Raw genomic sequence first — 13,088 nt, 5'->3', positions numbered from 1 at the left:
CGATCAGATCCTGGCCGCGCTGAGATGCGGCGCCCCCCAGGTCGTGCGCCAGCGCTGCTTGACCCCACTCAATGCGAGCAAGGCCAGCACAGCCAGGGCAGCGAACGTCACCAACCCCGCCTGATAGCTGCCGGTGAACTGCCTGGAGTAGCCGAGGGAGGAGGCGAGGTAGAAGCCGCCGACGCCGCCCGCCATGCCGACCATGCCGGTCATGACGCCGATCTCCTGGCGAAAGCGCTGTGGCACCAGTTGGAAGATCGCGCCGTTGCCCATGCCCAGTGCCAGCATCGCGATCACGAACACCGCCAGCGCGGCCCAGGCATGCGCCAGCCCGATGCTCACCAGCGCGAGCGCCGCCGCGGCCAGCACGTACATCACCGACAAGGTGCGCACGCCGCCTATCCCGTCGGCGACCATCCCGCCGATCGGTCGCACCAGCGAGCCCGCGAACACGCACGCGGCGGTAAAGAAGCCGGCCGTGGTCGCATCCAGACCGTATTGCGAATTGAAGTAGATGGTGAGCGAGGAGGCGAGGCCGACGAAGCCGCCGAACGTGATCGAGTACAGAAACATGAACCACCAGGCGTCGATTTCCTTCAACACGCGGAAATATTCGGGGAGCCGCTTGGCCGGCGGACAGTCTGGCGCGTCGCGCGCGAGCACGAGATAGAGCACGAACACGAGCGCCAGCGGGATCGCGGCCAGGCCGAACACGTTGCGCCAGCCGAATGCCGCCGCGAGCGCGGGAGCGAACAGCGCCGCCAGCACCGTGCCGGAGTTGCCGGCGCCCGCAATGCCGAGCGCCGTTCCCTGGTGCTCGGCGCGATACCAGCGCGAAGCAAGCGGCAGCGCCGCGGCGAAAGAAGCGCCGGCGACCCCGAGGAATACGCCGAGCAGCAGCACGCCGTGGTAGCTTTGCACGCCGAAATGCCACGCCCACAGAAGCGCGACCAGCACGATCGCCTGGCCGATCGCGCCGGCGAGCTTGGGCTTGAAGTGATCGACCATGAGGCCCATGACGATGCGCAGCAACGCACCGGCGAGCACGGGTGTGGCGACCATCAAGCCCTTTTGCGCATGGCTCAAGTGCAGCTCTGCGGCGATCTGGACGCCGAGCGGGCCCAGCATCACCCAGACCATGAACGCGAGGTCGAAGTAGAGGAATGCGGCGATCAGCGTGGGCAGATGTCCGGCCCGCAGGAACGACTCGCGGTTCATGCGCGTTTCCCCCGTGCGCCATTCACACGCCGTTCGCATCCAAGGCAAGCGGACGCGCACGCACGCACGCCGCGCGCCAAATCACAACGCAAGCAGCACATCGCCGTTCTCCACCTTGACGGAATACGAATGCGTGCAACCCTGGTCCGGCGCGACCGCGTCGCCGCTGGCCAGGTCGATCCTCCAGCCGTGCAGCGGGCAGGTCACGCTGCGCCCGTGCACGATGCCTTGCGACAGCGGGCCGCCCTTGTGCGGGCACCGGTCGTTAAGGGCGAACACTTCGTCGTTCGCGTTGCGGAACACGCAGATATCGCCGAACGGATCGCGCACGACACGCGCACCGAGCACCGGAATCTCGTCCAGCGTGCAGATGCGTATCCATTCAGCCACGGGCCGTCTCCTCGCGCCGTTCGGACCCAAGCGCAAGCGGCTCGAATTCCCGGCGCAGCGTCGCCGGCCTGTCGTCGGAGCGCTCGTTGCCGGCGCGCTGCGCCCACGGATCGACATGGTTCTGGAGCGCGAACTGCAGTCGCTGCGCCAGCGCAGCCCGGTTGGCGGCATCGGCCACGACCTGTTTCTTGACGTACTCCAGCCCCACGCGCGCAACGAAGTGCACCGTGCGCTCGAGGTAGTAGCCTTCTTCGCGGTAGAGCTGCAGGAAGGCCGCCGTGTGTTCGAGCACTTCCTCGCGCGTGGCGACCTTGCACAGGAACTGCGCCACCTCGGTCTTGATGCCGCCGTTGCCCGCGACGTAGATCTCCCAGGCACCTTCGAGCCCGATGACGCCGACATCCTTGATGCCCGACTCGGCGCAGTTGCGCGGGCAGCCGGAGACCGCGAGCTTCACCTTGTGGGGCGCCCACATGCCGAAGAGCATGCGCTCGATCTCGGCCCCCATGCTCATCGACGACTGGGTGCCGAAGCGGCAATGCTCGGCGCCGACGCAGGTCTTGACCGTGCGCAGCGACTTGCCGTAGGCATGACCCGATACGAGCCCGGCCTGACCGAGCTCCGCCCAGACCTTCGGCAAGTCCGCCTTGCGCACGCCCAGGAGGTCGATGCGCTGGCCGCCGGTGACCTTGACCGTCGGCACGGCATACTTCTCGGCCACGTCGGCGATCGCGCGCAGCTCCTGCGGCGTGGTGACGCCGCCCCACATGCGCGGCACCACCGAGAACGTGCCGTCCTTCTGGATGTTGGCGTGCGCGCGCTCGTTGATGAAGCGGCTTTGCGGATCGTCGCGCGCCTCGTGCGGCCAGGTGGCGATCAGGTAATAGTTGAGCGCCGGGCGGCAGGTGGCGCAGCCGTTCGGCGTGCGCCACTCCAGCGCGCGCGTGACGGTCGGAATGTCGAGCCACTTGTTCTCGCGGATCGCACGTCGCAGCGCGCCGTGCGACAGATCGGTGCAGCCGCACACCGCCTTGTCCTTGCCCTCCGCGGGCTGGTAGGCGCCGCCGATGGTCGAGGCGAGCAACTGCTCGACCAGGCCCGTGCACGATCCGCAGGAGCTGGATGCCTTGGTGTGCTTGCGCACGTCCTCGAGCGTGAACAGGCCCTTTTCCTTGATCGCCTTGACAATGGTGCCCTTGCACACGCCGTTGCAGCCGCAGATCTGCTCGTGATCGGGCATGGCTGCGGCGCGGCTCTCGCCCTGGTGGCCGGCATCACCCAGGTTGGTCTGGCCGAACATGAGGTGGTCGCGGATCTCGTGCACGTTCTGCCGGTCGCGCATGAGCTGCAGATACCAGGAGCTGTCCACGGTATCGCCGTACAGAACGCCGCCGATGATGCGGTCGTCCTTCAGCATCAGCTTCTTGTACACGCCGCCGGACGGATCGTTGAGCGTGATCTCGTCGATGCCCTCGCCGCCCGTGAAATCGCCCGCGGAGAACACGTCGATGCCGGTGACCTTGAGCTTGGTGGATACGAACGAGCCCGAGTAACGGCCGATGCCGAAGTAGGCGAGATGCGTGGCGCAGACTTTCGCCTGCTCGAACAGCGGCGCCACCAGTCCGTAGGCAGTGCCGCGGTGCTCGGCGCATTCCCCCACGGCGTAGATGCGCGGATCGAAGGTCTGCATCGTGTCGCTCACCACCACGCCGCGGTTGCAGTGCAAACCCGCCGCCCGGGCGAGCTCGGCGTTCGGGCGGATACCAGCCGCCATCACCACCAGGTCGGCCGCGATCGAGCCGCCGTCGGCGAACTGAACCGCACCGACCCGACCGGCGGCATTGGCCACGATTGCGCTGGTCTGCCTCTCGAGCAAAAAGCGCAGGCCCTTCGACTCCAGCGAGCGTTGCAGCATGCCGGCGGCGACGCGATCGAGCTGCCGCTCCATGATCCACGGCATGAGATGCACGACGGTCACATCCATACCGCGCAGCGCCAGGCCGTTGGCCGCCTCCAGCCCGAGCAATCCGGCGCCGATGACGACGGCCTGCTTGTGACGGCCGGCCGCCTCGATCATCGCTTCGGTATCGGCGATGTCGCGATAGCTGATGACCCCGGGCAGATCCTTTCCCGGCACCGGGAGAATGAACGGGTCGGAGCCGCTTGCCAGCAACAGCCGGTCGTACTCGGCCTGTGTGCCGTCCTCGGCGATCACCTTGCGGGCGATGCGGTCGATGCGCGCGATCCGCTTGCCGGCGTGCAGGGTAATGCCGTTGTCGCGGTACCAATCGAGATCGTTCAGGATGATGTCCTGCACCGTCATCTCCCCGGCGAGCACCGGCGAGAGCAGGATGCGGTTGTAGTTCGGATGCGGCTCCGAGCCGAACACCGTGATGGCATACAAGTCGGGCGCGATCTTCAACAGCTCCTCGAGCGTGCGGCAGCCCGCCATGCCGTTGCCGACCATCACCAGGTTTGCGCGTTTCATGCCTGCGTTGCCTCCCTTGCCTGTGTTCCACTGCGGCGCGCGAACGTCGCTGGAGCGTCCATGCGCGCGTCGGCGAGTGACACGACTTCGCCGACGACGATTACGACCGGCGCGGCGAGCGCTGCTTGCGCGACCGCGCGCGCGATATCGGACAGCGGCGCGATGACGTGGCGCTCGCCCGGCAGCGTGCCCTGCGCAATCGCGGCAGCCGGCGTTGCCCCGCTCAAACCGCCTGCCATGAGGGCACGCGCAATGTCCGCCAGCCGCTGCAGGCCCATATAGATGACGAGTGTGGTGCGGCTTTGCGCCAGTGCGCGCCAGTCGGGCTCCGCAATGCCGCTGGCATGACCGGTGACGAAGGTGACGCCGTGTGCGATTCCGCGCTGGGTGACCGGGATGCCGAGCGCGGCCGGCACGGCGATGCCGGCGGTCAGGCCCGGGACGATCTCGACTGCGATGCCATGGCGGCGCAGGAAGGCGGCTTCCTCGCCGCCGCGGCCGAACACGAAGGCATCGCCGCCCTTGAGACGCGCCACTATCCGTCCCTGCCGGGCATAGCGCACCATGAGCCGCTGGATGAAAGCCTGCGGGGTGCTGCGGCAGCCGCCGCGCTTGCCAACATGGACGATGCGTGCCTGCGCGGCGCAGTGATCGAGCACGCTGCGATCGACCAGCGCGTCGACCAGCACGACTTCCGCCGTCGCGAGCACACGGGCCGCGCGCAACGTGAGCAGGTCGGCCGCGCCCGGCCCCGCTCCGATCAGGTACACCTTGCCTTGGCTGGATATCGCTTCGCGCATCGCAAATGAAGGCGTCCATGGCGGCGATAGGTCCGCACACATGGACGCCGTTGTCCCCGTTTACCGCAACCGGCCCACCGGTCGCGCTTCGATCAAGCGGCGTCGGTTGCTGCTGAGCAACCGACGTGCCATGTTGCACGCGCGTCGCTAGGGCCTTGGCATCACAGGATTTTTAACGGTTTCGGCGAGCGCGCGACGCACCCACGGAAACCTTTCGCCGCACTGCAGCAGTGCATCGCGCAGAAGCTGTGCACCGTACCGGACGCTGCGTGGACGTATTGCGACAAGAAGGCGGCGCCGAGGAGGCACCGCCTGAGAGGTCAGATCACCCGAAAATTCCTGAACTGCCACGGGTCGGTGGCATCCAGCTCCTCGGGAAACAGCGTGCCGCGGGCTTGCAGCGGATTCCAGTCGGTATACACACCGACCAGGTTACCGAGATACGGCCGGGCGACTTCGAGCACGCGCTCGAAGTCGATGTCGTCCGGATCGACCACGCCGGCATTCGGGTTCTCGCACGCCCATACAATCGCGCCGAGCACTCCGGCAGCCACCTGCAGCGTGGTCGCGTTGTTGTACGGCGCGAGCTTGCGTGCTTCCCCGACGCTCAATTGCGAGCCGAACCAGTAGCCGCCGCGCTCGTGCCCCATCAGCAGGACGCCGAGCTCGTCGATGCCGCCCTGGATGTCGTCCATGAGCACGCGATAGCGCGATTGCGGCTGGTAGTTGCGCCCGCAAAACTCATGGATCGAAAGCACCGCGCCATCGCACGGGTGGTAGGCGTAATGGGCCGTGGGACGGAAGCGCACCCGATCCCCATCCTTCACGGTGAAGTAGTCTGCGATCGAGATCGATTCGCTGTGCGTGATGAGAAAGCCGTGGAAGGGGCCGTTGAGCGGCGTCCAGCTGCGCACGCGCACCGAGACGCCGGGGCGATTCAGATAGATCGCGCAGCGCCGGCCGAAGTCGTACTCGCTGCCATCTTGAGGAAAATGGCGCTCGTGCGAGCCCCAACCGAGCTCGGCTGGCTGCGCGCCTTCGCCGACGAAGCCATCCACCGACCAGGTGTTGACGAACTCGTCCGGGCGCTTTTGTGGGATCGCGAACTGCGTGTCGCGTTCGGCGACGTGCACGACCTTCATGCCGATGCGCTCGGCGAACAGCGCCCACTGGCTGCGCGAGGTCGGCACAGCGACATCCAGCCCACGGTCGCGCGCCAGATCGAGCAGCGCCTGCTTGACGAAGTGCGACACCAACCCGGGATTCGCGCCGTGTGTCACGATCGCGGTCGAGCGCTTGCCGTGCTTCTCGTTCAAGGCGAGCGCCTTTTCGCGCAGCGCGTAGTTGGTGCGCCACGCTGCCGGTACGCTCTGATCGGTGTAGCCGCCCAGCCAGGGCTCGATGCAGGTGTCGAGATAGGCAATGCCGCGCTCGAGGCTGTAATCGATCAGGTCCACGCTGCCTACGTCGACCGAAACGTTGAGCAGAAAGTCTCCAGGCTCGAGGACACGATCGAGCACCGTGCGCCAGTTCGCCTGGGTCAGCGGTTCGACGCGGTACGGAATTCCGTACTCTGCAGCTTCGGCTGCACCCCGCTCGTCGGCGTTGATGATGAGGACACCGTCCTTGCGAATGTCCAAGTGGCGCAGCAGCAACGGCAACGTGCCCTGACCCACCGAACCGAAACCGACGAACACCAATTTCCCCGGAAGCCGGGCATGCTTCGTTTCCTCGATCATTTCTCGATAGAGCCTCCATGAATGCAGCGCCTGCTCGACAGCCGAGCAAACCGGGCGAGTGTAGCAATATCGTTTCTGCATCGCAAAAAGCAAGTCCGAAGCGGCATGAGGCGTCTTGCTATCATTGCAGTCGAGCGTCGTGCGTGCGCCGGTGCAGAGGAGCAGAGCCATGAATACCGCAGTGCCCGAGATCCCGGCGAAGGACATCGTTGCCCGCCTGGTGGCGCGCGCACGCGCGGCGCAGCGCATCGCGGCAAGCTACGATCAGTCCCGGATCGACGAGCTGGTGCTCGCCGCCGGCTGGGCGATCATGGCACCGGAGCGCAATCGCATACTGGCCGAGCTCGCCGTACGCGACACTGGGCTGGGGCGCGTCCAGGACAAGCTCGACAAGAATCATCGCAAGACCCTCGGCTTGCTGCGCGATCTGCGCGGTGCAAAATCGGTCGGCGTGGTGGCCATATATCCCGAGAAGGGCATCGTCGAGATCGCACGCCCGGTCGGCGTCGTCGCCGCGGTCGTGCCTTCGACCAATCCGGGTGCCACCCCGGCCAACAACATCATCAACGCATTGAAAGGCGCCAACGCGGTCATCCTGGCGCCGTCACCCAAGGGCCATTCCACCAGTGCCAAGCTGCTCGAATTCGTTCATGCCGAGCTCGGCCGTACGGGTGCGCCGCAGGATCTGGTGCAGATGCTGCCGCAGCCGGTTTCGAAGGCGATGAGCGAAGAACTGATGAAGCAGGCCGACCTGGTCGTGGTCACCGGCTCACAGGCCAACGTGCGCGCAGCCTATTCGAGCGGGACGCCGGCGCTCGGCGTGGGCGCGGGCAACGTGGTGGTGATCGTGGACGAGAGCGCCGATCTCGCGGCGGCCGCGGCCAAGATCGCGCGTTCGAAGGTCTTCGATCACGCAACCAGTTGCTCGTCGGAGAATTCCGCCGTGCTGCTCGCACCGATTTATGCTGTGATGCTGAATGAATTCGAACGCCAGGGCGGCGCGCTTCTGAATGCCGAGGAAAAGGCAAGACTGCAGGCGGTGATGTTCCCGCATGGAAAGCTCGGCTCGGCAACGACGGCGCAATCGGTAGCGAGGATTTGCGAGCTTGCCGGGCTCACGCGGTCCGAGCTGACGCGCGCGAGCTTCCTCATGGTCGAGGAGAGCGGCACCGGACGCGAGCACCCGTTCTCGGGCGAAAAACTTTGCCCCGTTCTCACCGTGTATCGGGCGCGCGACTTCGAGCATGCGTTCGCGCTCGCGCAGTCGATCTACGACTACCAGGGCAACGGCCACTCGGTGGGCATCCACACCAGCGACGATGCGCACGTCATGAAGCTCGGCCTGGAGATGACCGTGTGCCGCGTCATCGTCAATCAGGCGCATGCGATCGCCAACGGCGGCAGCTTCGACAACGGGCTGCCGTTCTCGCTCTCGATGGGTTGCGGCACCTGGGGCGGCAACGGCTTCTCCGAGAATCTCAACTACCGGCATTTCCTGAATACGACGCGCATCGTGCGTCCGATCGCGCCGAACGAGCCGAGCGCGGAGGACGTGTTCGCCGGCTACCGCGCCAAGTACGGCCTCTGATTCGCAGCCGCGAGCGCCGCATGAGCGCCGTACGAACGATCCGCCACTACGTCGACTGGCGCGCCGAGATCCAAGGCGATCGACCCTATCTGCTTGCGCCCGAGACCGGGCTTGCGTTGACGTATGCCGGACTGCAGCGCAAGTCGCGCTCGCTCACGCACCATCTCCTCGGCCTGGGCTTGAGCAAGGGCGACAAAGTGTCGTTCATGCTGCACAACGGCTACCAGGCGGCGCGACTGCTGATCGGGGCCATGTACGGCGGATTCGTCGTACAGCCGATCAACCTGCTGTCGCAACGCTCGCAGCTCGAATACGTGTTGGCCCATGCGGACACATGCGCGGTGTTCGTGGCCGACGAGTACCGTAGCCGCCTGGACGAGGCCTTGGCCGCGATCGATCGGCCGATTCATGTCGTGCCCACCGACGTCGATGCCGAGCAGTTGTTCGACGCGGCACTTCCAGCCGAGAGCGCGCTGCCCGACATCGACGAGGACGATGCTGCGCTGCTGATGTACACCTCGGGCACGACCGGAATGCCCAAAGGTTGCCTGCTGAGCCAGCGGAACTGCGTCGCGGGCGGCGAGTTCACTTCCAGCGCGCACCGCCTGACCGAGTCCGATCGCGTGCTGTGCGCGCTCCCGCTCTACCACATCAACGGCCAGATCGTGACCGCGGTAGCACCCCTCGTGCACGGCGGTTCGATCGTCATGCCGCACCGCTTCAGCGCTTCGAGCTACTGGCGACTGGTCTCCGACTACCGCTGCAGCTGGATCAACGTCGTCCCGACCATCATCGCCTACCTGTTGAACGGCGCCGACCCGCGCGCGCGCGGACTGTCGATCGACCAGGTGCGATTCTGCCGCTCGGCCTCGGCGCCGCTGCCCCCGGAGCAGCATCGCGCGTTCGAGCGCCGCTTCGGCATCGGCATTATCGAGACCTTCGGCATGACCGAGACCGCGGCGCCGTGTTTCACCAATCCGTACCAGCCAGAGCAACGCAAGATCGGAAGCCCGGGGCGCGCCTTCGGCAACGAGGCGAAGATCGTCGATCCGGCCAGCGGCGGTCCGCTGCCACCCGGACAGGCGGGCGAAATCATGGTGCGCGGCGACAATGTCATGAAGGGTTATTACAAGGACCCGGAGAACACCGCGCGCACCTTGCACGCGGATGGCTGGATGCACAGCGGCGACCTGGCTTTCATGGACGCCGACGGCTTCGTGTTCGTCACCGGCCGCATCAAGGAGCTCATCATCAAGGGCGGCGAGAACATCGCGCCGCGCGAGATCGACGAGGTGCTGCTCGCGCACCCCGCCGTGCTCGAAGCCGCCGCGGTCGGCATTCCCGACGCGCAGTACGGTCAGGAGATCGCCGCGGCCGTGGTGTTGAAATCCGGGCTAGCGTGCGACGCAACGGAACTGAAAGCGTTCTGCGAGCGCGAGCTCGGCCGCTACAAGACGCCGAAGACGATACTCCTGCTGCAGGAATTGCCCAAGGGTCCGTCGGGCAAGGTGCAGCGGCTCAAGCTGCTGGAGTTTCTGCTCGATTCCTGAGCGGTGATCACGGAGAGGCGATAATGGAACGCTACGAAGGCGGCTGTCATTGCGGGGCCGTGCGCTACGCGATCGAATCGGAACTGAAGACCGCGACCGAGTGCAACTGCTCGATCTGCACCAAAAAGGGCGTGATCAACCATCGCGTCGCGCCCGAACGCCTGAGCATCGTGCGGGGCGATGACACGCTCGGGCTCTATCAGTTCGGCACGCATACCGCCAAGCATTGGTACTGCAAGCAGTGCGGCATGCACGTCTTCAGCAATCCGCGCCGTGCGCCGGATCAATATGCGGTCAACCTCCGCACGCTGGACGACTTCCATCGCCTGCTGCCCGGCATCGAGATCCGGCACTTCGACGGACAGCACTGGGAAGAGGCGGCGCTGCGCGGTTGAGGGAGCCTCACATAACCTGCGAGTAAAGCCGTACCGCCCCGGAATAAACCACACCACCCCGGCGCTTCGCGCCACCCCTCCTCATGAGCAGTATTAGCCCGCAGGCGGGCAGGCGCAGTTAAGAAACCTGGTTGGGTTTCTTGAGAGAGGAGGGGAATGCTTGGTCACTTCCCCTCCTGTGAAGGAGGGGCGGGACGCGCGAGCCGCGCGGACGGGGTGGTCCGCGGAAAATCAATCCGCGACGCTCACGTCGACTTTCACATCCGGCGTCGCAACTGCGACGCTGCCGTAGAGCGGTCACCTCGATTTGAAGCGTTCGATGAGATCGACCGCCTGCGGCTGCGTCACGCCGGAGAGCTGAAAGCGTAGCGTGACGGCGTTGAAGACGGTGACGTCCTGCCGCACCGGCCGGCTTCGATCCATCGTGCCTTCGATGTCGACCGCGATCGAGCTCGGTGCGAGCTGCTGCTCCTTGGCGATCACCTGCACCAGCTCCACGCCGCAGGCAGCGACGCCGGCGAGAAAAAGCTCTCCCGGATTCACCGCCTCGCCAGGGCAACCATTCTGCACCGGCCCGTCGACGACGAAATGATGATTGCGCGCGGCGCACAGCACGCGCCCGAACGTGTCGGTCGAGCGCGCTTGCACCGTGTAGCTTCGAATCGGGCTTTGGCTCATGGGCTCCTCTTCGCGTCAACGTACTTGCTCGCAAAAGATACGGTACGACTAGGTACGACTACGACCTGATCGCACCGGTGAAGCTGTATGACTCGACCTCTCAACGACCCTCAGGCCTTCCACACCACCAGCTCGTCGCCCTCGGGCGTGAGCTTGGTGCCGAAGCGGTCGCACAGCGACTGCAGCCGCGCGATCGCCGGCGCCTCGTCCTTCGGATGCGTGAAGAGCGTTTCGTTCGCCTCGTTGTGCCTCACGAGCCGCAGCGCCACCCGCTTGAGCACCTTGTCCTCGTAGCTGACCCGCACGGCCTCGCCGACCCAGTTGCCATGCAGGCGCCCGCCGTGACCGGTATGGAAGGAGAAGTTGCCCAGCCCATAGAACACGGGCTTTCCCTTGTACATCTCCATCGGCAGCGAGTAGTGCGGTCCGTGGCCGATGACGACATCGGCGCCCGTGTCGATCGCCGCATGCGCAATCTCGACCTGGTAGTCGAGCACCTCCTCGAACAGGCCCCAGTGGTGCGATACGGTCAGGATGTCGCAACGCGCGCGCAAGGCCGTGACGTCTTCCTTGTAGCGCGCGAGCGATTTCGGATCGGCCCAGGTGACGACCGCCGGCGGGACGCCGGGACGGTTTGCCGGCGGCAGTTCGGGACGGATCTTGTACAGCATCGGCTGATACGCGGTATGGCCTTGCAACACCGCGATGCCCGGGGAGCTCTCACCCGCCTCGTGATTGGTCGGCCAGTAGACCGAGCTGCGTTGCAGGAATCCGTAGCGCACGCCTTTGCGCTCGACCACCACGGGCGCATACGCAGCCTCACGGTTTTCTCCGGCGCCGGTGTTCGGAATGCCGAGCGCTTTCAGGGCGACGCACGACGACCGGATCGGATCGGCGCCGTAGTTGACGTTGTTGGCATTGCCGATCGCATCCATGCCGAGCAGCTTCAGCGCCTCGCCGATGCGCGGCAGCGCGAAGAAACCTTCGTCGCGCAACTCGTGCTGCGTCGCCTGATCGTACAGGCAGCACTCGAGGTTGGCGAACCGGCAGTCCGCATCCGCCACCAGCTCGCGCACCTGGCGAAACGGCACCGTGGCGTCGCTAATCTTCATCAGGTTGATGTCGCCCATCAGGGCCAGTGTGTGCTTCACGTTTCCTCCTGCCGCACGCGTTTCGATCTGCCGCATCATGCAGCAAGACGCGGGGCGGCGCCAGCCCGATTGCCTGGCGCGCAATGCTCCCCTCTCCCGCCGGGAGAGGGGTTGGGGGTGAGGGGCATCGTTCACTCTGCGAAAGTTCCAATAGAATCGCAGCGAGGAGCGCGCCATGCCCGAACTGCGTCTCGACGACGGCTGCCTGCTGCACTACACGCTCGACGACTACACCGATCCGTGGCGCGCGCCGGAATCGATCCTGCTGCTGCACGGTCTCGGTGAAAGCGGCGCGGTCTGGTTCGGCTGGGTTCCGCACCTTGCACGGCATCTGCGCATCATCAGGCCGGATATGCGCGGCTTCGGCGCGTCGACGCCCATGCCGGCCGGATTCGCGTGGAGCGTCGAGCGCCTGGTCGCCGACTTCGTCGCCCTCACGGATGCCCTCGGTTGCGCGCGCGTGCACGTGGTCGGCGCAAAGCTGGCGGGCACCGTAGCGCGGGCGCTGGCCGCCCGCCATCCCGAGCGGGTCCACACGCTCACGGTGGTCGGCTCCCCCCCGCCGTTGTGGCCCGGGCGAGCCGAACGGTTGCCTGCGCTGATCGCCGAGCTACGCTGGCTCGGCGTGGCGCAGTGGGCGCGTCACAGCATGGGCAGCCGGCTGGGCGAACGCTTTCCCGCCGCGGGCATCGCCTGGTGGGCCGAGCTCATGGGCCGCACAGACCTGGAAAGCCAGATCGGCTTCATGTCGCATATCGAGACGGCCGACATCCGCGCCGATCTGCCGAATATCCGCTGCCCGACCCTGGTGATCACCTCCGAGGGCAGCGGCGTCGCGTCGGTGGAGGAGACCCGCGCCTGGCAGCGGCAGATCGCCGGCTCGGAGCTTCTCGTTCTCCCAGGCAGCTCGTATCACGTCGCGGCGAGCGATTCCGACCTGTGCGCCCGCGAGACGCTGGCCTTCATCGAGCGCCATGCCGGCAGACCGGCAGCATGAGCCGGTCGCGGCATGAGCCTTTTCCCCGTCGCTGGAACGGTGCATACTTTCTGCGAATCGAATTTCCGCTTGCGCGGGAGGTCGCTTCCGCCGG

Annotated in this window: 11 protein-coding genes; 4 read left to right on the top strand and 7 right to left on the bottom strand. The window is 66.1% G+C overall.

Translation table 11 applies throughout. The features are described from left to right. Nucleotides 1–3 precede the first annotated feature (3 nt). The 5 genes from GEV05_06525 to GEV05_06505 all read right to left on the bottom strand — a co-directional run bounded on the left by GEV05_06525 (nt 4) and on the right by GEV05_06505 (nt 6,635). Nucleotides 4–1,218, bottom strand: a complete 1,215-nt coding sequence (locus GEV05_06525; GenBank protein ID MPZ43043.1) for an MFS transporter — start codon at nt 1,216–1,218, stop codon at nt 4–6. An 81-nt stretch (nt 1,219–1,299) separates the two neighbouring features. Next, entirely contained in the window at nt 1,300–1,725 is a 426-nt protein-coding gene (gene nirD, locus GEV05_06520) for a nitrite reductase small subunit NirD (GenBank protein MPZ43042.1), read from the bottom strand. Beyond that, nucleotides 1,601–4,096, bottom strand: coding sequence for a nitrite reductase large subunit (locus GEV05_06515; GenBank protein MPZ43041.1), 2,496 nt, complete (start codon nt 4,094–4,096; stop codon nt 1,601–1,603). The genes nirD and GEV05_06515 overlap by 125 nt, the downstream gene beginning before the upstream one ends. Further along, nucleotides 4,093–4,896: a uroporphyrinogen-III C-methyltransferase gene (gene cobA, locus GEV05_06510; GenBank protein MPZ43040.1), complete on the bottom strand. Its 804-nt coding sequence runs from the start codon at nt 4,894–4,896 to the stop codon at nt 4,093–4,095. Before cobA ends, GEV05_06515 begins: the two co-directional genes overlap by 4 nt. 320 nt (nt 4,897–5,216) lie before the next feature. Further along, the gene (locus GEV05_06505; GenBank protein MPZ43039.1) at nt 5,217–6,635 is read right to left on the bottom strand and encodes a homospermidine synthase; all 1,419 of its coding nucleotides are present in this window, start codon (nt 6,633–6,635) and stop codon (nt 5,217–5,219) included. Nucleotides 6,636–6,804: 169 nt separating this feature from the next. On the opposite strand from GEV05_06505, the gene GEV05_06500 reads away from it, so the two are divergent. The 3 genes from GEV05_06500 to GEV05_06490 are packed head-to-tail and all read left to right on the top strand — an operon-like array spanning nt 6,805 to nt 10,168. After that, nucleotides 6,805–8,223 carry an aldehyde dehydrogenase family protein gene (locus GEV05_06500; protein ID MPZ43038.1) on the top strand — a complete coding sequence of 473 codons (1,419 nt, stop codon included), beginning with the start codon at nt 6,805–6,807 and terminating at the stop codon, nt 8,221–8,223. A gap of 20 nt (nt 8,224–8,243) precedes the next feature. Continuing rightward, complete coding sequence (locus GEV05_06495) at nt 8,244–9,773, top strand: AMP-binding protein (protein MPZ43037.1); 1,530 nt, start codon at nt 8,244–8,246, stop codon at nt 9,771–9,773. A 23-nt stretch (nt 9,774–9,796) separates the two neighbouring features. Further along, complete coding sequence (locus GEV05_06490; GenBank protein MPZ43036.1) at nt 9,797–10,168, top strand: GFA family protein; 372 nt, start codon at nt 9,797–9,799, stop codon at nt 10,166–10,168. A gap of 297 nt (nt 10,169–10,465) precedes the next feature. Here GEV05_06490 and GEV05_06485 read toward each other — a convergent pair whose 3' ends face one another. Together GEV05_06485 and GEV05_06480 are read right to left on the bottom strand one after the other, a co-directional pair. After that, on the bottom strand, nt 10,466–10,846 hold the full coding sequence (locus GEV05_06485) for a hypothetical protein (protein ID MPZ43035.1): 381 nt from the start codon (nt 10,844–10,846) through the stop codon (nt 10,466–10,468). Between the two features lie 110 nt (nt 10,847–10,956). After that, nucleotides 10,957–12,174: a hypothetical protein gene (locus tag GEV05_06480; protein ID MPZ43034.1), complete on the bottom strand. Its 1,218-nt coding sequence runs from the start codon at nt 12,172–12,174 to the stop codon at nt 10,957–10,959. Between GEV05_06480 and GEV05_06475 the strand changes: the two genes are divergently transcribed. Next, complete coding sequence (locus tag GEV05_06475) at nt 12,173–12,994, top strand: alpha/beta fold hydrolase (GenBank protein ID MPZ43033.1); 822 nt, start codon at nt 12,173–12,175, stop codon at nt 12,992–12,994. The two genes, GEV05_06480 and GEV05_06475, sit on opposite strands and share 2 nt — an antisense overlap. Nucleotides 12,995–13,088: the final 94 nt, after the last annotated feature.

Source organism: Betaproteobacteria bacterium, from assembly GCA_009377585.1.
Taxonomy (GTDB): Bacteria; Pseudomonadota; Gammaproteobacteria; order Burkholderiales; family WYBJ01; genus WYBJ01.
Note: the sequence above shows the minus strand (reverse complement) of the source record. Positions and strands in the feature narration are given on the sequence as shown.

Excerpts from the sequence above, each read along its gene's own strand:
- GEV05_06495 (MPZ43037.1), top strand. The coding sequence starts at position 8,244 with ATGAGCGCCGTACGAACGATCCGCCACTACGTCGACTGGCGCGCCGAG.
- GEV05_06500 (MPZ43038.1), top strand. The coding sequence starts at position 6,805 with ATGAATACCGCAGTGCCCGAGATCCCGGCGAAGGACATCGTTGCCCGC.
- GEV05_06505 (MPZ43039.1), bottom strand. The coding sequence starts at position 6,635 with ATGATCGAGGAAACGAAGCATGCCCGGCTTCCGGGGAAATTGGTGTTC.
- GEV05_06515 (MPZ43041.1), bottom strand. The coding sequence starts at position 4,096 with ATGAAACGCGCAAACCTGGTGATGGTCGGCAACGGCATGGCGGGCTGC.
- GEV05_06485 (MPZ43035.1), bottom strand. The coding sequence starts at position 10,846 with ATGAGCCAAAGCCCGATTCGAAGCTACACGGTGCAAGCGCGCTCGACC.
- GEV05_06480 (MPZ43034.1), bottom strand. The coding sequence starts at position 12,174 with ATGGCGCGCTCCTCGCTGCGATTCTATTGGAACTTTCGCAGAGTGAAC.
- GEV05_06525 (MPZ43043.1), bottom strand. The coding sequence starts at position 1,218 with ATGAACCGCGAGTCGTTCCTGCGGGCCGGACATCTGCCCACGCTGATC.
- cobA (MPZ43040.1), bottom strand. The coding sequence starts at position 4,896 with ATGCGCGAAGCGATATCCAGCCAAGGCAAGGTGTACCTGATCGGAGCG.
- GEV05_06490 (MPZ43036.1), top strand. The coding sequence starts at position 9,797 with ATGGAACGCTACGAAGGCGGCTGTCATTGCGGGGCCGTGCGCTACGCG.
- GEV05_06475 (MPZ43033.1), top strand. The coding sequence starts at position 12,173 with ATGCCCGAACTGCGTCTCGACGACGGCTGCCTGCTGCACTACACGCTC.
- nirD (MPZ43042.1), bottom strand. The coding sequence starts at position 1,725 with ATGTCGATCCGTGGGCGCAGCGCGCCGGCAACGAGCGCTCCGACGACA.